The organism is Polynucleobacter sp. TSB-Sco08W16 (assembly GCF_018687455.1).
In the GTDB taxonomy this organism is placed as follows: domain Bacteria; phylum Pseudomonadota; class Gammaproteobacteria; order Burkholderiales; family Burkholderiaceae; genus Polynucleobacter.
In genome coordinates this window covers 1100104-1118998 of sequence record NZ_CP061291.1, presented here as the reverse complement: position 1 = coordinate 1118998, position 18895 = coordinate 1100104, and the positions used below count along the sequence as shown (strand labels likewise).

The window sequence follows — 18895 nt, the reverse complement described above, 5'->3', positions numbered from 1 at the left end:
ATTACGCTTGTATAAAAAGAATCACAACCGCAGCCCAAGTTAAGCAAGCAGCCGCAACAAACGTCAAGCGATTGCGCATCACCATAAAAGCAGCACGCGCTACATCATCTGAGAAATAGTATTGATACGTGTTTTGATCAATATTGCGTTGGATGATTAAGGTTGATGCCAAAATTAATAAACCCACAGGGATATAAATGTGCAGGGCTACCCATGCCACCAAAGCGGGAATAACTCCCCAGATCCAAGCGTTGCGATCGATCCAACGATCACCAATCGGCGCCTTACCCAGGGTATGTAAATTGGCGCCCCAATGCATTGCACCCATAAACGAGGTGATAACGGCGCCATAGCCAGCAAGCGATTCAGCGCTTAAGTAGTTGAGGGGGGTCGGGGCCAGTTGCACCATTAAAGCAAGGCCAAGAAAAGGAATTAAGCCTGCATAGCCGAGTTTTAGTACTAGTGACGGGATTGGGTTAGGGGTGGGGCTCACAAGATCTCTTTGGGGAAGTTATTTATCGTAGGTGTAAACGCCGCGACCTGTCTTACGGCCGAGGTAGCCAGCAGCAACCATTTCACGGAGAAGAGGGCATGGGCGGTATTTTGAGTCGCTGAAGTTTTCAAAATACACTTCCATGACTGCAAGGCAAGTATCTAGACCAATGAGGTCAGCCAAAGCTAGTGGACCAATCGGTTGATTGCAACCGAGCTTCATACCTGCATCAATATCTTCTGGACTGGCTAGGCCTTCTGACAAAACAAAGAAAGCCTCATTAATCATTGGCAACAAGATGCGATTGACCACAAAGCCTGGTGAGTTCTTCACAGTAATGGGTTCTTTGCCAACCCGTTTTGCCATATCAATAATGGCAGCATGAGTTGCGTCACTGGTTTGGAGGCCGCGAATCACTTCAACCAATGCCATCAAGGGTGGCGGGTTAAAAAAATGCATTCCAATAAAGCGCTCAGGGTTGGAATCGAGAGCAGCCAGTTTCGTAATGGAGAGCGATGAAGTATTGGTAGCGATGATGGTGTCTTTGCTGACAATCTCATCGACTTGCTTAAGAATCTTTTCTTTAATTGCTTGGTTTTCAGTCGCGGCTTCAATGACTAGACCAAGTCCCTTAAAGTCTGCATAAGAGGTGCTGCCTTTGATGTGCTTAAGAGCAGCATCTTTGCCTTCAGGAGTAAGCGTTTCTTTTTTAACCAGGCGATCTAAGCTTTTGCTAATTTGATCTAAGCCACGTTGCACAGCAGCTTCATTGATATCAACCATGACTACATCAAGACCGGCAACTGCACAGACTTGCGCAATACCATTACCCATAGTTCCTGCACCGATTACGCCGACCGATTCAATCTTCATCTTATTTCCTTCTTTGATACTGGGTTGATCCAAATAACTGCTCTCTTGCTTTGTCATCATGCAAGGGTTTGCGTAATGCCGTTAATACTTCACAACCACGAATAACTGCGGGTCGTTTGCTGATCATCTCAAACCAGCGTTTGAAATTGGGATAGTCGTTGATTTCAATCCCTTGATTTTTCCAATTCCGTGTCCAAGGATAAATTGCCATATCGGCTATCGAATACGTTTTCCCTGCAATATAGGGATTATCTTTCAGTTGTGTATCTAAAACCCCATAAAGGCGTTTGGCTTCATTGGTATAGCGGTTAATGGCGTACTCAATTTTCTCAGGGGCATAGAGTCGGAAATGGTGGTTTTGCCCAAGCATGGGACCCAAGCCCCCCATCTGAAACATGAGCCATTGCAAGACTTCATATTTGCCGCGAGTGCTCTTGGGTAAGAACTTACCGGTTTTAGCGGCAAGGTAAAGCAAGATGGCGCCAGATTCAAAAACGTGGATGGGCTTACCATCGGGGCCATTTGGATCGACTAGAGCAGGAATCTTATTGTTTGGGCTGATTTTCAAAAACGCTTCATCGAACTGATCACCAGCGCCAATGTCAATCGGATGCGCTACCCAGTCTTTGCCTAAATGATAACCACACTCTTCGAGCATGATGTGTACTTTATGGCCATTAGGAGTAGGCCAGCTGTAGACATCAATTATATTTTTTGCAGAAGCAACTTTTTTCTTTTTCATTATCTTTTCTCGATATCTATAGGGCTTGTAAACGTTGCAAGGCAGTTGTTAATGTTTGTTCTTGTTTAGCAAAACAAAAGCGAATGACGCCAGATTCGGTTGCCTGCTCATAAAACGCAGAAACAGGAATGGCTGCGACCCCCACTTCAGTAGTGAGCCATTTACAAAAATCTGCTTCTGGTAATTTTGCTTCCGGGATACTCAGCGCTGTGTAATCAACCGATTGGAAATAGGTTCCAGGTGTTGGTAATAGCTTAAATTGGGTTTGCTCTAAACCCGCCCTAAAGAAATCTCGCTTCGCTTGATAGAAAGTAGGGAGGTTTAAGTAATGAGATGGATCGAAAAGATAAGCAGCTAAACCATACTGCATTGGGGTGTTCACGGTAAACACATTGAACTGGTGTACCTTCCGAAACTCAGCAGTGAGTGAAATAGGCGCAGCAACATAGCCGACCTTCCAGCCAGTGACATGATAGGTTTTGCCAAAACTGGAGATCAAAAAACTGCGTGCTGCTAGTTCTGGGTGGGAGGCAACGCTGTGATGATGAGCGCCATCAAAGACCATATGCTCATAAACCTCGTCACTTAAGACTAGGGTTGAGGTGTCTTTCAGCAATTTAGCCAAACGATCTAGGTCTGCCTTTTGCCAAACCATCCCGGTTGGATTGTGTGGTGTGTTGATGATGAGTAGACGCGTTTTGGCATGAATGACTTTTGCTAAGGCATTCCATGGAATGCTGTAAGAGGACACATGACCATGTTGATCGCGCACAAGCTCTAATGAAACAGCGATGGTTTTACCACCAGCCAATTCAATCGAAGGTCTATAGCTGTCATAAGCGGGTTCAATGATGACCACTTCATCGCCGGGACTTACACAAGAGAGAATGGCGGTCAAAATTCCTTGAGTACCGCCAGCAGTGATGGTGATTTCAGAATCTGGATCGTAATGATGTCCGTATAAATTCTGAATCTTTTGTGAAACACCATGTCGAAGTTCTGCAACCCCGATCATTGGAGGATATTGATTGTGATCAGCCAGCATCGCCTCATTCACTTTGGCAATCAAATCGCGATCGCATGGGAAATCCGGAAAACCTTGCCCTAAATTAATCGCCTGATGTTTTGTGGCCAGCGCCGACATCACCGTAAATATCGTTGTGCCAACCTGAGGCAGGCGGCTTGGGAACGAGGGAGTGAGATTGGGGGAGATCATGACAAAAGAGGGCTATCTGTGCTCTATGGGGCTTTTATGCGGATAAATCTGGTAGTCGCTAGAATGGAAGAAATACATATACAAATTGTGCCATGCTGATCGTCCTTTCTCCCGCTAAATCCTTGGATTACAAGACTCCTGTGAAGGTCAAGGCACCCACCTTGCCTGAGTTTGTCTCAGAATCCGCTAAGTTGATCTCGGATCTTAAGAAACTGGCTCCTCAGGACGTGTCTAAGCTGATGGGCTTATCAGACCAATTAGCCACTCTAAACGTGGGGCGGTACCGCGACTGGTCCAAAAAATTTACCGAAGAAAATAGCAAGCCTGCTATCTATGCGTTTGATGGCGATGTTTATGACGGCTTTGATGTCAAAACCCTCAATGCCAAGGCGGTTGATTTCGCTCAAGAGCACATTCGCATTTTGTCCGGTCTGTATGGCGCTTTAAGGCCTTTGGATTTGATGCAGGCCTACCGACTAGAGATGGGTACTTCCTTGAAGAATGCTAGGGGAAAAGATCTATATGCCTTTTGGGGGAGCAGGGTAACTGACTCGCTAAAAAAGGTACTGGATAAACAGAAAAAGCCTGTCTTGCTGAACTTAGCCTCAGAGGAGTATTTCAAGGTGCTGCAAGCTCAAGAGTTGGGTTGTCCCGTGATTGCCCCTGTTTTTCAGGATGCTAAAGATGGCAAGTACAAAATTATTTCTTTCTATGCCAAACGCGCCCGTGGCTTAATGGCTAGATATGTAGTGGAGAATCGAATTACCGATCCGGCAGATTTAAAAGGTTTTAATTTGGATGGTTATAAATACTATGCAGCCGAATCCAAACCAGAAAAACCCATTTTTAGACGGGCAGAGAAAAAATAATGGCCGTACATCGCACTAAACCATCTCAACGCACCTCACCAGAGGTCGACAAGTTGGTGGCTGATGCTATTTCCTTGGCAGCCTCTGGGAGTCTTGTAGAGGATCGCTTTTGGGAAGAGCGCCTCAATGTGCGCCTCATGCGTTTGCTCAAGAGTCAAAATCAAAATGTGATTGACGCAGCTTTAGATCAAACTTTCCGCATTAATACGGTTGCATTTGAAGTGTTGGCAGATTGTGCTGAAACCCTAGCCGAGTCCTTGAAGATGGAGCATGAAGGGCAGGAATGGGATGTGCTGTTATTGGCTCTGCCAATTGTGGCGCACACTCGCTATCAAATCCCGTCTGGCCCTATGCCAACTAATTTGATTGAGTCGACAGCCGGTGCTTTGCATGCTGCGATAGCAGCTACCGATACACGCTTAGCAATTGTTCCCTGGCTATATAGCATCGATCAAATGCCGCATTCCCATTGCCAAACACGTCTATTAACGGAGTCCTTGGCTACTGCTGCGATCTTGGGTAGCGATGTCAAGCTTGAGTTACGCGATATGTCAGAGACCATTGCTGTATTGGCTGATCCGCGTTTTATTATTGCCGCCCTCAGCGCACCTAGTGGATCACCGATCTTTAAGTGGCAAGAAGAATCACCCACAAGACAAGAGCGGGGTGTAAGTTTGATCGGTTGGCAAAATGCCATGCAAGAGCCGATTGCCTCGATGTTGCCTGGTTGCGAGTTTGAGCTCTTACTGCCTGAGGCTTATTTCACTAACTGTCGCTTAGCTGACAAACACGTGCGTCCGTTAAGCATTCGTGCTGCTGTTAATTTCCTTGAGAGCACGCTGGGCATTCTGCCGGCAGGCTTATCTTGTGTGGTTGGCGCATTTGGTGAAGAGCAGGCGGATGAATATCGCATTTCCTTTAGCGCTAAAGGCTCGCCTGAAATTATGTATGGTGTTATTTGGCCTTTATACGATCGTGAAAGCGTGGCTAGCGATGCTCTTAATGATTTATCGGATGATGAAAGCCCAATTAAGAAAATCTGTGACGCATTACACGATGCTGGCGTAGAGGATGTTTTCCGTCACGCGATGTTATTTGATCCAGAACTATGTGATGACTGCGGGGCCCCTTTGTTTCCAGATCGATCTGGGGAAGCGGTACACGCAGAGATGCCTGAAGATACGCCAACACAACAGCCACTCTTTCATTAGCAGTGACGAGATGCATAAGAAAAAAGCCGAGGATCTCTCGGCTTTTTTGTTCAATGCTACTAAAAACTTAGTTTTGTACGAATGGCTCAGCGCCCGCAAACAAGTGAGGTAATTTACCGGCTTTCATTTCAGCTGTTTGGCAGAAATCAGCAAGACGATTACCAGTCTTGATGTTAAACAACATGGCTTTATTGCCCAACACAACCAGGTCGTGGCCAGTATTGGGATTCTTGTAGCGCAGGCTACCAGGCAATGAAGTTTGGCGATCTAATTCATAAGTTCTTGATTCCCAAACGAGATTCACTTTCTCGGTAGTGCCCGAGGTTTTGAACTGCTTGCTCTCGCTACAGGTCCAAGTGAAAACTTCTTCACTAGCCGCGCTGACATTGGCGGCCCCAGTGAGGCAAGCAATTGCAAGGCTAATGCTGAGAAGGGATTTTTTCATGTAGCTTTCCTAGAAAAATTAAGGGAGCAAATGCTTAACGCCAGCCTGCTCTTCAAGCAATTCATTCAATGTGTGAGTCATACGTTCACGTGAGAACTCGTCGATCTCTAAACCTTCGATCATTTTGTACTCACCGTTTTCACATGTCACTGGGAAGCCATAAATGACTTCAGCTGGAATCTCATATTCGCCTTTGGAAGGAATGCCCATGGTGACCCATTTGCCATTCGTTCCGAGAACCCAGTCATGAACGTGATCAATTGCTGCGTTCGCTGCAGAGGCTGCAGATGATAGGCCGCGTGCATCAATGATGGCTGCACCGCGTTTACCAACAGTTGGAATGAACACATCTTTGTTCCAGGCTGCATCGTTGATTGAATCTTTCACTGACTTGCCATCAATTGTTGCAAAGCGATAGTCGGGGTACATCGTTGGACTATGGTTACCCCATACAACCAACTTTTCAATGCCAGCAACAGGCTTGTTTAATTTGTTAGCCAATTGTGAGAGTGCGCGGTTGTGATCGAGACGTAACATCGCTGTAAAGTTTTTTGCAGGAATATCTGGAGCAGATTTCATGGCGATGTAAGCGTTTGTATTTGCTGGGTTGCCAACAACCAATACTTTGACAGTCTTCTTCGCAACTGCATTCAATGCCTTGCCTTGTGCAGTGAAGATTTGAGCGTTAGCAGAGAGTAAATCTTTGCGTTCCATGCCAGGACCGCGTGGACGCGCGCCAACTAGAAGGGCAACGTCGATATCTTTAAATGCAGTCAATGGGTCGGAGTGCGCTGTAACGCCTGCCAATAGAGGGAATGCACAGTCTTCGAGCTCCATAATCACGCCGCCTAAGGCTTTCTGCGCCTTTTCGTCTGGAATTTCAAGTAATTGCAGGATCACGGGCTGATCCTTGCCCAAAAGGTCGCCATTGGCGATGCGGAATAGGAGGGAATATCCGATTTGACCGGCTGCACCGGTTACGGCGACACGCATTGGGGCTTTTGCCATTACTAATTACTCCAAAGGAAGGTTAAGTAGGTTGATTAATGAAAACTTTTCTATTATCCATTCAAGTGTAGGGAGTTTCCCTTTAAACTGTCAATGACGTCTTATATAAGACTAGAATTACTCAGAATTTTATCCAATTGATGTCCTCATGGAGTGAATTTGTCAGAAGTTAATTTGCCTGTTGCCTCATTTAGCCCTCTGTATGAACAGATCAAGGCAATGATTTTGGCTAGTCTGCAAGCCTCAGAGTGGCTGCCGGGCGAAGCTATTCCTAGTGAAATGGAATTGGCTGCGCGATATGCAGTCAGCCAGGGCACGGTTCGGAAGGCGATTGACGAGCTTGCTGCTCAAAGCCTACTGGTCAGAAGGCAGGGGAAGGGTACTTTTGTAGCAACCCATCAAGAAGATGATTGGCAGTACCGCTTCTTGCGTTTAGCCCCTGATTCAGGTGAGAAATTCCACCTCACCAGCCGTTTTTTAGTGTGCCAAACCACAAAAGCCACCGCTTATATTGCCAATTTGCTTAAATTAAAGGCAGGTGATCCGGTTGTTTACATTGATCGGGTGCAGAGTTTTGCTGGCCAACCCGTTGTTTTTGAAGAGATTTGGCTTCCAGGGGCCCGCTTTAAAGGCTTGGATCTTGAGACTCTTAATGAGTGGCATGCCCCAGTCTATGCCTTGTATGAAAGCCAATACGCCACCCACATGGTGAGAGCTGAAGAAAAGATCAAGGCAATAGCAGCAGATGAATTGCTGGCAAATCATCTCAAGTTGTCCGTGGGCGCGCCACTCCTATCGGTAGAGCGCGTAGCGTTCACCTACGGGAATAAACCAGTAGAAATTAGGCATGCAAGATATGACACTTCCGAGCAGCATTACGAAAATAAATTGAACTGAACTTATCTGCAAAACCCCTTTTAACCCCTATAAACCCTTAAAAACCCCCACCACCCCCAAGGTTTCCAATAGAATATGTTGCGACACAACAAAGTCACACTGAACCTCCACCTAAACATAGAGATTGCCCATGGTTGATGCACAGCAAAACGTAAAAAAAGACAGACCGGTCTACAAAAACATTGGTCTAGCCCAGTTGGTGAAATACCGCCTTCCTTGGGCCGGTAAAGTTTCGATTCTTCACCGTATCAGCGGAGCAGTTTTGTTCCTCTTGTTGCCATTCATTTTGTATCTTTTAGATCAGAGCTTGGCTTCTGAACTGAGTTATCAAAAGTTTCAGGCTTTGACCGGCCATGTGCTGATCAAAATTATTTGTCTAGGTTTGATCTGGTGTTTCTTGCACCACTTCTGTGCCGGTATTCGCTACCTCTTGCTCGATTTAGAAATCGGCGTAGAGAAGTCAGAGTCCAACCGTTCAGCAATCATCGTATTGATTGTGGGTATCGCTCTGACTGCAGCAGTAGGTCTTAAATTATTCGGCTTGTACTAAGCACATCACTTAAGGAAATTTCATGCCTATTTATCAAATTGGACCAAAGCGCTTAGTTGTAGGCGCTCATTACGGCCTTAAAGAGTGGATCATTCAACGTATTACTGCGATTGTGATGGTGGTATTTACGGTTGTTCTTTTGATTGACTATTGCATCACCGGCAGTGCGACCTACGAAGGTTGGTCTGGCTTATTCAGCAACCAGTTGATGAAGCTTCTTACCCTCCTGGCCTTGTTCAGCCTTTTCTATCATGCTTGGATTGGTGTGCGCGATATCTGGATGGACTACATCAAGCCTGTCAGCATTCGTTTAACGCTGCAAGTATTAACTGTTCTGTATTTAGTAGCCTGTGCGGCATACGCCGTACAAATTTTGTGGAAAGTGTAATTCGATGACTGCAATTCAAAAATCATTGCCACGTCGCCGCTTTGATGCGGTGATTGTTGGTGCGGGCGGTTCTGGTATGCGGGCTTCATTGCAGTTGGCAGAAGCCGGCTTGAATGTTGCTGTACTTACAAAAGTTTTCCCAACACGTTCACATACAGTGGCTGCGCAAGGTGGTATCGGCGCTTCACTAGGCAATATGAGTGAAGATAATTGGCACTATCATTTTTACGACACCATCAAAGGATCTGATTGGTTGGGTGACCAGGACGTGATCGAATTCATGTGTCGCGAAGCTCCGAAAGTTGTTTACGAGTTAGAGCACTTTGGTATGCCGTTTGACCGTAACCCAGACGGCACGATCTATCAGCGCCCATTCGGTGGACACACTGCAAACTATGGTGAAAAAGCTGTGCAACGCGCTTGCGCTGCAGCTGACCGTACCGGTCATGCCATGTTGCATACCTTGTATCAGCGTAACGTACGTGCAAAAACCAATTTCTTTGTTGAATGGTTGGCGCTCGATTTGATCCGCGATGACGAGGGTGATGTTGTTGGTGTAACTGCTCTCGAAATGGAAACAGGTCAGGTTTACATCTTGGAGGCCAAGGTCGTTATGTTGGCTACTGGCGGTGCAGGCCGTATTTGGGATGCGTCTACTAACGCATTTATTAATACTGGTGACGGTATGGGTCTTGCAGCTCGCGCAAATATTCCATTAGAAGACATGGAGTTCTGGCAATTCCACCCAACTGGCGTAGCTGGTGCAGGGGTGTTATTGACAGAAGGTTGCCGTGGTGAAGGCGGTATCTTGCGCAATAAAGACGGCGAACGTTTCATGGAGCGTTATGCGCCAACCTATAAAGATTTAGCACCACGCGACTTCGTTTCTCGTTGCATGGACCAAGAGATCAAAGAAGGGCGCGGTTGTGGTCCTAATGGCGACTATGTTGTGCTCGATCTGACACATATTGGCGCCGAGACCATCATGAAGCGTTTGCCTTCTGTTTATGAAATCGGCATTAACTTTGCTAACGTTGACGTGACCAAAGAGCCAATTCCAGTTGTGCCAACAATTCACTATCAGATGGGTGGCATTCCTACTAATATCAACGGTCAAGTGGTTGTGCCGGCTAATGGCATTCACAATGAAATCGTTAATGGTTTGTATGCCATCGGCGAGTGCTCATGCGTTTCAGTCCACGGTGCAAACCGTTTAGGAACCAACTCTTTGCTCGACCTCTTAGTGTTCGGTCGCGCCGCGGGTAATCATATTGTTGGCTTGAATCTGAAGAATCGTGAGTTCAAGCCATTGCCTGCAAATGCTGGTCAGCAAACATTGGAGCGCATTGCAAAGTTAGATAACTCTACTTCTGGCGAATATGCCCAAGATGTTGCTAACGATATTCGTAAGTGCATGCAGAAATATGCTGGTGTGTTCCGCAATCAAGAATTGATGGATGAAGGTGTTCGTCAAATGGCGAAGTTGACTGAGCGTGCCAAACATTTGTGGGTCAAAGATAAATCCGAGATTTTCAATACTGCCCGTATTGAGGCTTTGGAAGTAGCTAACTTGGTTGAGACCGCAAACGCAACCATGATCTCTGCGGCAGCTCGTAAAGAAAGTCGTGGCGCACATTCACATGATGACCATCAAGAGCGCGATGATGAGAACTGGATGAAGCATACCCTTTGGTATAGCGAAGGAAATAAGCTCACTTACAAACCAGTTGTGCTGAAGCCTTTGACCGTTGAGTCCTTCCCTCCTAAAGAACGTACTTTCTAAGCGAAGAGAAATAGAAAATGAGTGATATCCGTATATTTGAAATTTACCGCTACGATCCAGATGTTGATGCTGCACCACGCATGCAGCGTTATGAGCTGGAGCTCACTGGTGAGCGTATGTTGTTGGACGCTTTGATTTCCTTAAAGAAACAAGACGACAGTATTTCTTATCGTCGCTCATGCCGTGAAGGTGTGTGCGGTTCCGATGCGATGAACATTAACGGTAAAAATGGCTTAGCTTGTTTGACCAATATGTTGACTCTGCCTAAGGTCATCACCTTGCGCCCATTGCCTGGCTTGCCAGTTGTGCGTGACTTGATCGTTGACATGACTTTGTTCTTCAAGCAGTACTTGTCTATCAAGCCTTACTTAGTGAATGACAATCCAGCCCCAGAGAAAGAGCGTCTCCAGAGTCCTGAAGAGCGTGAAGAGTTGAATGGCCTCTACGAGTGCATCTTGTGCGCGTCTTGCTCTACTTCGTGCCCGTCTTTCTGGTGGAATCCAGATAAGTTCGTTGGTCCAGCAGGTTTGTTGCAGGCATATCGCTTCATTGCCGATAGTCGTGATGAAGATACAGCGCAACGTTTGGACAACCTAGAGGACCCATATCGTTTATTCCGTTGCCACACAATCATGAATTGCGTGGACGTATGTCCTAAGCACTTGAATCCAACCAAAGCGATTGGCAAGATCAAGGAGTTAATGGTTCGTAGGGCGGTATGACCCTCGGCAATGCAGAGTTATATCGTTTAAAAAGTGATGCCCGTAGGGGTTTGCTAGAGAACGATTTAATTCTGCAACGTTTCTTTGAGCGTTACGGCGCCCAGTTAAGCGTAGAAGATGGAAAAGTATTAAGCCAGTTACTGGCTCTAGAAGACAACGATCTGATGGACTTGTTAATTGGCCGCAAAGATTCGGTAGCTAGCTTGGAAGAGGAGTCTCAGTCTGACTCCTTTAAAACAGTTTTACAAAAGCTGAGAGAGAAGTAATTCAGCATTTTGGTGCAGTAGTGGCTTAAGCGTGTAATCGAATAGTGTATTAATCATAATTTTGAATGACTAAGGATTAGAAATGATTGAATCGGACATCAAGGCAAAACTTTCGTTTTCGGATGGAACACCAGATATTGATCTGCCAATTTATAAAGGGACAGTTGGCCCTGATGTAATCGATATTCGTAAGCTCTATGGTCAGACAGGCAAGTTCACCTACGACTCCGGCTTTCTTTCTACTGCCTCATGCAATAGCAAAATTACTTACATCGACGGCGATAAGGGTGAGTTGCTCTATCGCGGCTACCCAATCGAAGATTTGGCTGCTAACTGTGACTTCTTGGAAGTTTGTTATCTGCTGATCAATGGTGAGCTGCCAAACGCGACTCAGAAAAAAGAATTTGATGAGATGGTGATCCATCACACCATGGTTCATGAGCAAATGCAATTTTTCCTGCGCGGCTTCCGCCGTGACGCGCATCCGATGTCTGTGTTAACGGGTCTAGTTGGCGCAATGGCTGCGTTCTATCATGATGAAATTGATTACAGCGAGCCTAAGGCACGTGAAGTAGCGCAGATTCGTTTGATCGCGAAGATGCCAACCTTGGTTGCCATGGCTTACAAGTACTCAGTAGGACAACCATTTATCTACCCAGATAATTCTTTGTCTTATACCGCGAACTTTATGCGTATGATGTTTGCTACTCCATGCGAAGAGTACAAAGTCAACCCAGTATTGGTCCGTGCTTTAGATCGCATCTTTATTTTGCATGCAGATCATGAGCAAAATGCTTCTACCTCTACTGTGCGTTTGTGTGGCTCATCAGGTACTAACCCATTTGCTGCTATCTCCGCTGGTATTGCTTGCCTCTGGGGCCCAGCGCACGGTGGTGCAAACGAAGCTTGCTTACAGATGTTGAATGAGATTCAGGCTAATGGCGGCGTAGATAAGATTCATGAATTCATTGCTCAAGTAAAAGACAAGAACTCTAGCGTTCGCTTGATGGGCTTTGGTCACCGCGTTTACAAAAACTTTGACCCACGCGCCAAGCTGATGCGTGAGACTTGCTATGAAGTATTGAATGAACTCGGTTTGCAAGATGACCCGCTGTTCAAGTTAGCAATGACACTTGAAAAGATTGCCTTGGAAGACGAGTACTTTGTTAGCCGTAAGCTTTATCCAAACGTAGACTTCTACTCAGGTATCGTGCAACGTGCATTGGGTATCCCAACAGAAATGTTCACTTGTATTTTTGCTTTGGCAAGAACAGTAGGCTGGATTGCTCAGTGGGAAGAAATGATTACTGATCCAGAGTACAAGATTGGTCGTCCACGCCAGTTATATGTTGGCGAGACTTCACGCAAGGTTCCTAACATCACCGTTCGTAAATAAAGGTTTTAAGGTCACTCATGTCTCGTACGCTTTATGACAAATTGTGGGATGACCACGTTGTTTACTCCGAAGAGGATGGCACAGCCACAATCTATATTGACCGTCAGTTGTTGCATGAGGTAACCAGCCCTCAAGCATTTGAAGGTTTGAATTTGGCTGGCCGTCCAGTTTGGCGTATCTCTGCTAACTTGGCGGTATCTGACCATAACGTCCCTACAACGGATCGCTCTGAAGGTATTGCTGATCCTATCTCCAAGTTGCAAGTAGATACCTTGGATCAAAATTGCGATGCCTTTGGTATTACGCAATACAAAATGAACGATACCCGTCAAGGAATCGTTCATGTCATAGGCCCAGAGCAGGGCGCAACTCTTCCTGGTATGACCGTGGTTTGTGGAGACTCTCACACCAGCACCCATGGTGCATTTGGCGCCTTGGCATTTGGTATTGGTACCTCTGAGGTTGAGCACGTATTAGCAACGCAAACTTTGCTCATGAAAAAGAGCAAGAACATGTTGGTACGGGTAGATGGTCGTTTGCAACCAGGTTCTACAGCAAAAGATATTGTCTTGGCTGTGATCGGTAAGATTGGTACGGCGGGTGGTACTGGCTACACCATTGAGTTCGCTGGTGAGGCCATTCGGAATCTCACCATGGAAGGTCGCATGACCCTCTGCAATATGGCGATTGAAGCGGGTGCTCGCGCAGGATTGGTTGCTGTAGATGAAACTACTATTGAGTATATCCAAGGTCGTCCATATGCACCTAAGGGCCCAGCACTATTGCAGGCTTTGCAGTATTGGAGAACATTGCATTCTGATGCAGATGCCAAATTTGATGCCGTAGTGGAATTGCGTGCAGAAGAAATCGCACCTCAAGTGACTTGGGGTACTTCACCAGAGATGGTGCTCTCGATCAGTGATCGTGTACCTGATCCAGAAAAAGAGCGTGATCCCAATAAACGTTCAGCAATGGAGCGGGCTCTGGAATATATGAACCTCACCCCGAATACCCCGCTTAGCAGCATCTCGGTAGACAAAGTATTTATTGGTTCCTGTACTAATAGTCGGATTGAAGATATTCGCGCGGCAGCGAAAGTGGTAGATCGCATTGGTAAAAGGGTTGCAGCTAATGTCAAATTGGCATTGGTGGTTCCTGGCTCTGGTTTAGTTAAAGCCCAAGCAGAGCGAGAGGGCCTAGATCGCATCTTTAAGGCTGCAGGCTTTGAATGGCGTGAGCCGGGTTGCTCAATGTGTCTGGCAATGAATGCTGATCGTTTGGAGCCAGGCGAGCGTTGCGCTTCAACTTCTAATCGTAACTTTGAAGGTCGCCAAGGTAATGGTGGTCGCACGCACTTAGTAAGTCCAGCGATGGCTGCTGCTGCTGCGATTGAAGGCCACTTTGTTGACGTTCGTAAGATTTCTTAAAGGTAAGCAAGATGAAATTTTCTTCAGTATCTTTAATTGCAAAATTAACTATTGTTGGTGTTGCAGGTTTGATGATTGCTGCTTGCAGTAGCACTATGGAAGGCATGGGTAAAGACTTGCAGACCATGGGTAACGCGATGGGTGGATCGGGAGCGAATTCTACTCAGCAGAATCAATCTCAAACCAAGGGTAAAGACGTTGTTGTTACTCCTGTGAAATAAAAATAGAGTTCAGAATCATGGAAAAATTTACGGTATACAAAGGTTTGGTTGCTCCGCTTAATCGCGAGAACGTGGATACCGACGCCATCATCCCTAAGCAATTTTTGAAGTCGATCAAGAAAACAGGATTTGGTCAAAACTTGTTTGATGAGTGGCGCTACTTAGACCACGGCGAGCCTGGTCAAGATTGCAGTACTCGACCCATTAACCCTGACTTTGTACTCAATCAGCCTCGCTATAAAGGTGCAGGCATTCTCTTAGCCCGCAAGAATTTTGGCTGTGGTAGTTCACGTGAGCATGCTCCTTGGGCCTTAGATCAGTTCGGCTTTAGAGCGGTGATTGCCCCTAGTTTTGCCGATATTTTCTATAACAACTGTTTCAAAAACGGTGTTTTACCGATCGTTTTGACGGAATTGCAGGTAGATCACCTTTTTAACGAAACCATGGCATTTAGTGGGTATCAGTTGACGGTTGATCTGGATGCACAACAAGTTATTACCCCTGAAGGCACTGCTTATAGCTTCGATGTAGCCCCTTTTAGGAAGTATTGCCTCCTGAATGGCTTGGACGATATTGGCTTAACTCTGCGCCATGCAGATAAAATTAAGGCTTATGAAGCCGAGCGCATCCTCAAAATGCCTTGGCTTACGACACAATTGCCGTAATTTGTTGATTTAAGGGCCTTTCATGAAAATTGCAGTTCTCCCGGGCGATGGAATCGGCCCGGAAATCGTTGCTCAAGCCGTTCGCGTGCTTCAGGCCTTGGGCCCAAAGTTTGATTTAGAGGAAGCCCCAGTGGGCGGTGCTGCATACGATGTAGCTGGTCACCCATTACCGCCAGCAACTTTGGAGTTGGCTAAAAAGGCCGATGCTATTTTGTTTGGTGCAGTAGGTGATTGGAAATATGACACGCTTGCTCGTGAACTACGTCCAGAACAAGCTATCTTAGGTTTGCGTAAACACTTAGAGCTATTTGCAAACTTCCGTCCAGCAATTTGCTATCCAGAGCTCACTGCAGCTTCAAGCTTAAAGCCTGAAATTATTGGCGGCTTAGATATTTTGATCGTACGTGAACTGAACGGAGATATTTACTTTGGTCAGCCACGTGGAATTCGTACCTCTGAGTTACCGCTATTCAAAGGTGCACGAGAAGGCTTTGACACAATGCACTACAGCGAGCCGGAAGTAGAACGCATTGCGCATGTTGCGTTTGAAGCGGCACGTAAGCGTGGCAAAAAAGTATGTAGCGTTGATAAAGCTAACGTATTAGAAACCTCCCAGTTATGGCGTGAAGTGATGATTCGCGTATCTAAAGACTATCCAGATGTGGAGTTATCCCATATGTATGTGGATAACGCTGCGATGCAATTGGTGAAGGCACCTAAGGCTTTTGACGTAGTTGTTACTGGGAACCTCTTTGGCGATATTTTGTCCGACGAAGCAGCAATGCTTACAGGCTCGATTGGCATGTTACCTTCAGCCTCATTGGATAAGAACAATAAAGGCTTGTATGAGCCAAGCCATGGTTCAGCACCAGACATCGCTGGTAAGGGGATTGCGAATCCTTTGGCTACTATCTTATCGGCGGCAATGATGCTACGTTATTCATTGGGAATGCCTGCAGAGGCTGATCGTATTGAAAAGGCTGTGCAAAAAGTATTGACACAAGGCTTGCGTACGGCTGACATTTATACCGAAGGAACGAAAAAGGTCACCACGGTACAAATGGGTGATGCGGTAGTAGCAGCCCTTGCGTAAAAAATTTATAGAAATATTACATAGTTCAAAATTCACTAGATAGTTAAATCATGGCAAATACAAAAACACCATTGGTAGGTTTAGTCGGTTGGCGCGGCATGGTTGGTAGCGTGCTGATGGAGCGCATGCTTGCTGAAAAGGATTTCGATTTAATCGAGCCTGTATTTTTTAGTACCAGCCAAGCAGGTGGTGAAGTGCCTTTGCTCAATGGTCAGAAAGTAAGCAAAAGCGAAAGCAACTTACAGGATGCGAATGACATCAAAGCATTGTCCCGTTGCGATATTATTCTGACTTGCCAAGGTGGCGACTACACCAATGACATCTTCCCTAAGTTGCGCGCAGCTGGTTGGAATGGTCACTGGATTGATGCGGCAAGCGCCTTACGCATGAAAGAGGACGCCGTATTAATTCTGGACCCTGTGAACCGTCCGGTAATTGATAAAGCCTTGGCTGCTGGTGGCAAGAACTGGATCGGTAGTAACTGCACTGTCAGCTTGATGATGATTGCGATGGGCGGCCTGGTAAAGGCCGACATGGTTGAGTGGATTAGCGCCATGACTTATCAGGCTGCATCTGGTGCTGGCGCACAGAATATGCGTGAGTTGCTCCTGCAAATGGGCGCTTTGCGTGATAGCGTCGCCACTGAATTGGCAGATCCTTCCTCATGGATTTTGGATATCGATCGTAAAGTGACTGAAACATTGCGCTCGCCTGATTTCCCAAAAAAGAATTTCCGTAACACTCCGTTGGCCGGTAGTTTGATTCCATGGATTGACGTACCGGTGGAGAATGGTCAAACGAAAGAAGAGTGGAAGGGTGGTGCTGAGTTCAATAAGATCTTGGGTCGTCCAGCATTCCGTACGCCAGGCAGCATTCCAGTGGATGGATTGTGCGTGCGCGTTGGTGCGATGCGCTGCCATTCACAAGGCCTGACCGTAAAGCTTAAGAAGGATATTCCCCTCAAGGAAATTGAGGCGATCTTGGCAAACGATAACCAGTGGGTCAAAGTAGTTCCAAATGACCGCGAAACAACTGAGCGTGACTTGTCACCTGCAGCGGTGAGCGGAACTTTGACAGTGCCTATTGGCCGCCTACATAAATTAGCGATGGGCCCTGAGTACCTTGGCGCATTTACGGTTGGTGATCAGTTGCTGTGGGGCGCAGCTGAACCACTTCGTCGTATGCTTCGCATCTTGCTCGAAAACTAAATCACTTTGATGTCACGTACAGCCCAATTTGGCTTCTGCAAAGCACTTTGCTTTATCTGGCTTAGTTGGGCTTGCTCTGCATGGGCGGTATCTTTGGGCTCACCTCAGCTGCAGTCGCGCCCTGGCGAACCCCTGCATTTAGAAATTCCAATCCGCATTGCAGCAGATGAGCAGAGTGCACTAGAGTCGCTCAAAGTTTCTTTACCAAATAAGTCTTCTTATGAACGCCTTGGTGTTTCGCAAAAGATTCTAGATCTCAATCCGCAGGCGATGGTCTATCGTAATCGTGCTGAGCAATTGATGGTTCTGGTTGAGACCGTGAACGCAGTGCCCCTAAGCGATGATCCTTTTTTGGATGTGTTGGTAAATCTAAATTGGTCTAGTGGCAGTACCACCAAAACCTTTACCTTATTAATTGGCGATGCTCAGAAGGTAGTGGTCAAACCTGGTCAGACCTTATCTGAGATTGCGGCGCTCATGACTCCTCAGCTAGAGGGGGCAACACTCGATCAAACCATCATGGCGCTATACAGGGCGAATCCTGATGCCTTTGCAAGTGGCAGCATTAACCGTTTAGCTGCTGGCGCAGAATTGAATAGACCTAGTCAAGCGCTGTTGCGTTCGATTAGCCCAGCGGAGGCCAATCAGTTTGTCGCTGAAGCGAATGAACAATGGCGCTCTGAGCAGGGTGGAAAAGCTGACAAAGGTCAAAATGCTAATCCGTCTAAATCTGGTGCTTCTCCAGCTACCGAGTCAAGCGCAAAGGATCGCCTCAAGATTGGCTCTAGCGCAGAAGGCAATGAGCAAGAACGCCGCTTTACCGAAAACTTAGTAGCTCAAGAAAAAGAATTAGAGCAAGCTAAAGCGCGCGTTGCTGAGCTTGAAAAGAATATTGCTGACTTGCAAAGCCTCTTAAATAAAACCAAAGAGAAAAAATCAGTTGATAACAATTTTGGCTTGGGTGGATTTGGACCGGCCCTATTGGCTATTGGGCTGATTACCTTAACTGGTTTGTTGCTATGGGCATTAGCCCGCAATGCGCGTCGCTCAGAAGCTTCTGTGTTTGAGGGGTCGGCGCCAGCAGCGGCTAAAGCTACGACTTCATCATCAGCCAGTGCATTTGAAATCCCGGAGCGCACCAAAGCACTTTTTGCCGGCATCGATTTGGATCTTTCAAAACCCGCCAAAGAAGTTCCTGCAGCAGTTGCTCAATTGATTCCTGCTACCGAGAGCAACCCGTTGGCTGACACCCTGCGTGTAAAACTAAACTTGGCGCGTGCTTACATTACGATTGAAGACTTCTCAGCGGCTAAAAAATCGTTGGAAGAAGTCATTCGCGTTAGTCACTCAGTAGATCCGACAATTACAGTTGAAGCACAAGCCTTATTGTCCGAGCTCTCCCATCGACAGGCTTAAGGTTAA

Annotated in this window: 21 protein-coding genes; 15 read left to right on the top strand and 6 right to left on the bottom strand. The window is 46.5% G+C overall.

What is annotated here, in order from left to right; genetic code table 11:
• Position 1: 1 nt before the first annotated feature.
• Genes FD961_RS05580 through FD961_RS05565 form a run of 4 tightly spaced genes read right to left on the bottom strand, consistent with a single transcriptional unit; the run spans position 2 to position 3324 of the window.
• Positions 2-493: a DUF3429 domain-containing protein gene (locus tag FD961_RS05580; RefSeq protein ID WP_251371223.1), complete on the bottom strand. Its 492-nt coding sequence runs from the start codon at positions 491-493 to the stop codon at positions 2-4.
• Positions 494-511: 18 nt separating this feature from the next.
• The gene (locus FD961_RS05575) at positions 512-1366 is read right to left on the bottom strand and encodes a 3-hydroxybutyryl-CoA dehydrogenase (protein ID WP_215393013.1); all 855 of its coding nucleotides are present in this window, start codon (positions 1364-1366) and stop codon (positions 512-514) included.
• Between the two features lies 1 nt (position 1367).
• On the bottom strand, positions 1368-2075 hold the full coding sequence (locus tag FD961_RS05570) for a glutathione binding-like protein (protein ID WP_215394369.1): 708 nt from the start codon (positions 2073-2075) through the stop codon (positions 1368-1370).
• A gap of 49 nt (positions 2076-2124) precedes the next feature.
• Positions 2125-3324: a pyridoxal phosphate-dependent aminotransferase gene (locus FD961_RS05565; protein WP_215393012.1), complete on the bottom strand. Its 1200-nt coding sequence runs from the start codon at positions 3322-3324 to the stop codon at positions 2125-2127.
• Between the two features lie 92 nt (positions 3325-3416).
• On the opposite strand from FD961_RS05565, the gene yaaA reads away from it, so the two are divergent.
• Positions 3417-4193 carry a peroxide stress protein YaaA gene (gene yaaA, locus FD961_RS05560; protein WP_215393011.1) on the top strand — a complete coding sequence of 259 codons (777 nt, stop codon included), beginning with the start codon at positions 3417-3419 and terminating at the stop codon, positions 4191-4193.
• Positions 4193-5404: a DUF2863 family protein gene (locus tag FD961_RS05555; protein WP_215393010.1), complete on the top strand. Its 1212-nt coding sequence runs from the start codon at positions 4193-4195 to the stop codon at positions 5402-5404. Before yaaA ends, FD961_RS05555 begins: the two co-directional genes overlap by 1 nt.
• A gap of 67 nt (positions 5405-5471) precedes the next feature.
• On the opposite strand, the gene FD961_RS05550 is transcribed toward FD961_RS05555, so the two are convergent.
• Together FD961_RS05550 and FD961_RS05545 are read right to left on the bottom strand one after the other, a co-directional pair.
• A complete protein-coding gene (locus FD961_RS05550) occupies positions 5472-5849 on the bottom strand; it encodes a hypothetical protein (RefSeq protein ID WP_215393009.1) in 378 nt (125 codons plus the stop codon).
• Between the two features lie 18 nt (positions 5850-5867).
• The gene (locus tag FD961_RS05545) at positions 5868-6857 is read right to left on the bottom strand and encodes a malate dehydrogenase (protein ID WP_215393008.1); all 990 of its coding nucleotides are present in this window, start codon (positions 6855-6857) and stop codon (positions 5868-5870) included.
• 159 nt (positions 6858-7016) lie between these two features.
• Here FD961_RS05545 and FD961_RS05540 point away from each other — a divergent pair, with 159 nt between their 5' ends.
• From FD961_RS05540 to FD961_RS05480, 13 genes are all read left to right on the top strand, one after another.
• A complete protein-coding gene (locus FD961_RS05540; protein WP_215393007.1) occupies positions 7017-7754 on the top strand; it encodes a GntR family transcriptional regulator in 738 nt (245 codons plus the stop codon).
• Positions 7755-7884: 130 nt separating this feature from the next.
• Positions 7885-8304: a succinate dehydrogenase, cytochrome b556 subunit gene (gene sdhC / locus FD961_RS05535; RefSeq protein WP_215393006.1), complete on the top strand. Its 420-nt coding sequence runs from the start codon at positions 7885-7887 to the stop codon at positions 8302-8304.
• 22 nt (positions 8305-8326) lie between these two features.
• The gene (gene sdhD / locus FD961_RS05530) at positions 8327-8692 is read left to right on the top strand and encodes a succinate dehydrogenase, hydrophobic membrane anchor protein (protein WP_215393005.1); all 366 of its coding nucleotides are present in this window, start codon (positions 8327-8329) and stop codon (positions 8690-8692) included.
• A gap of 4 nt (positions 8693-8696) precedes the next feature.
• Positions 8697-10475: a succinate dehydrogenase flavoprotein subunit gene (gene sdhA, locus FD961_RS05525; RefSeq protein ID WP_071465565.1), complete on the top strand. Its 1779-nt coding sequence runs from the start codon at positions 8697-8699 to the stop codon at positions 10473-10475.
• Positions 10476-10492: 17 nt separating this feature from the next.
• Positions 10493-11197, top strand: coding sequence for a succinate dehydrogenase iron-sulfur subunit (locus tag FD961_RS05520; protein WP_071465566.1), 705 nt, complete (start codon positions 10493-10495; stop codon positions 11195-11197).
• On the top strand, positions 11194-11463 hold the full coding sequence (locus FD961_RS05515; protein ID WP_215393004.1) for a succinate dehydrogenase assembly factor 2: 270 nt from the start codon (positions 11194-11196) through the stop codon (positions 11461-11463). The genes FD961_RS05520 and FD961_RS05515 overlap by 4 nt, the downstream gene beginning before the upstream one ends.
• Before the next feature lie 82 nt (positions 11464-11545).
• Positions 11546-12859 (top strand): citrate synthase, encoded by a 1314-nt coding sequence (gltA, locus tag FD961_RS05510; RefSeq protein ID WP_215393003.1) that lies wholly within the window; start codon positions 11546-11548, stop codon positions 12857-12859.
• A 17-nt stretch (positions 12860-12876) separates the two neighbouring features.
• Positions 12877-14286, top strand: a complete 1410-nt coding sequence (gene leuC / locus FD961_RS05505; RefSeq protein ID WP_215393002.1) for a 3-isopropylmalate dehydratase large subunit — start codon at positions 12877-12879, stop codon at positions 14284-14286.
• Between the two features lie 11 nt (positions 14287-14297).
• A complete protein-coding gene (locus FD961_RS05500; RefSeq protein ID WP_071465570.1) occupies positions 14298-14507 on the top strand; it encodes a hypothetical protein in 210 nt (69 codons plus the stop codon).
• Positions 14508-14524: 17 nt separating this feature from the next.
• A complete protein-coding gene (gene leuD / locus FD961_RS05495; protein ID WP_071465571.1) occupies positions 14525-15172 on the top strand; it encodes a 3-isopropylmalate dehydratase small subunit in 648 nt (215 codons plus the stop codon).
• A 22-nt stretch (positions 15173-15194) separates the two neighbouring features.
• Complete coding sequence (gene leuB / locus FD961_RS05490; RefSeq protein WP_072582245.1) at positions 15195-16265, top strand: 3-isopropylmalate dehydrogenase; 1071 nt, start codon at positions 15195-15197, stop codon at positions 16263-16265.
• Positions 16266-16315: 50 nt separating this feature from the next.
• The gene (gene asd, locus FD961_RS05485) at positions 16316-17473 is read left to right on the top strand and encodes an aspartate-semialdehyde dehydrogenase (RefSeq protein WP_215393001.1); all 1158 of its coding nucleotides are present in this window, start codon (positions 16316-16318) and stop codon (positions 17471-17473) included.
• Positions 17474-17482: 9 nt separating this feature from the next.
• Positions 17483-18889 (top strand): FimV/HubP family polar landmark protein, encoded by a 1407-nt coding sequence (locus FD961_RS05480; RefSeq protein WP_215393000.1) that lies wholly within the window; start codon positions 17483-17485, stop codon positions 18887-18889.
• The last annotated feature ends 6 nt before the right edge of the window (positions 18890-18895 follow it).

Coding starts and splice junctions, on each gene's coding strand:
- FD961_RS05575 (WP_215393013.1), bottom strand. CDS start 1,366: ATGAAGATTGAATCGGTCGGCGTAATCGGTGCAGGAACTATGGGTAAT.
- FD961_RS05565 (WP_215393012.1), bottom strand. CDS start 3,324: ATGATCTCCCCCAATCTCACTCCCTCGTTCCCAAGCCGCCTGCCTCAG.
- yaaA (WP_215393011.1), top strand. CDS start 3,417: ATGCTGATCGTCCTTTCTCCCGCTAAATCCTTGGATTACAAGACTCCT.
- FD961_RS05555 (WP_215393010.1), top strand. CDS start 4,193: ATGGCCGTACATCGCACTAAACCATCTCAACGCACCTCACCAGAGGTC.
- FD961_RS05550 (WP_215393009.1), bottom strand. CDS start 5,849: ATGAAAAAATCCCTTCTCAGCATTAGCCTTGCAATTGCTTGCCTCACT.
- FD961_RS05545 (WP_215393008.1), bottom strand. CDS start 6,857: ATGGCAAAAGCCCCAATGCGTGTCGCCGTAACCGGTGCAGCCGGTCAA.
- sdhC (WP_215393006.1), top strand. CDS start 7,885: ATGGTTGATGCACAGCAAAACGTAAAAAAAGACAGACCGGTCTACAAA.
- sdhD (WP_215393005.1), top strand. CDS start 8,327: ATGCCTATTTATCAAATTGGACCAAAGCGCTTAGTTGTAGGCGCTCAT.
- sdhA (WP_071465565.1), top strand. CDS start 8,697: ATGACTGCAATTCAAAAATCATTGCCACGTCGCCGCTTTGATGCGGTG.
- FD961_RS05520 (WP_071465566.1), top strand. CDS start 10,493: ATGAGTGATATCCGTATATTTGAAATTTACCGCTACGATCCAGATGTT.
- FD961_RS05515 (WP_215393004.1), top strand. CDS start 11,194: ATGACCCTCGGCAATGCAGAGTTATATCGTTTAAAAAGTGATGCCCGT.
- gltA (WP_215393003.1), top strand. CDS start 11,546: ATGATTGAATCGGACATCAAGGCAAAACTTTCGTTTTCGGATGGAACA.
- leuC (WP_215393002.1), top strand. CDS start 12,877: ATGTCTCGTACGCTTTATGACAAATTGTGGGATGACCACGTTGTTTAC.
- FD961_RS05500 (WP_071465570.1), top strand. CDS start 14,298: ATGAAATTTTCTTCAGTATCTTTAATTGCAAAATTAACTATTGTTGGT.
- leuD (WP_071465571.1), top strand. CDS start 14,525: ATGGAAAAATTTACGGTATACAAAGGTTTGGTTGCTCCGCTTAATCGC.
- leuB (WP_072582245.1), top strand. CDS start 15,195: ATGAAAATTGCAGTTCTCCCGGGCGATGGAATCGGCCCGGAAATCGTT.
- asd (WP_215393001.1), top strand. CDS start 16,316: ATGGCAAATACAAAAACACCATTGGTAGGTTTAGTCGGTTGGCGCGGC.
- FD961_RS05480 (WP_215393000.1), top strand. CDS start 17,483: ATGTCACGTACAGCCCAATTTGGCTTCTGCAAAGCACTTTGCTTTATC.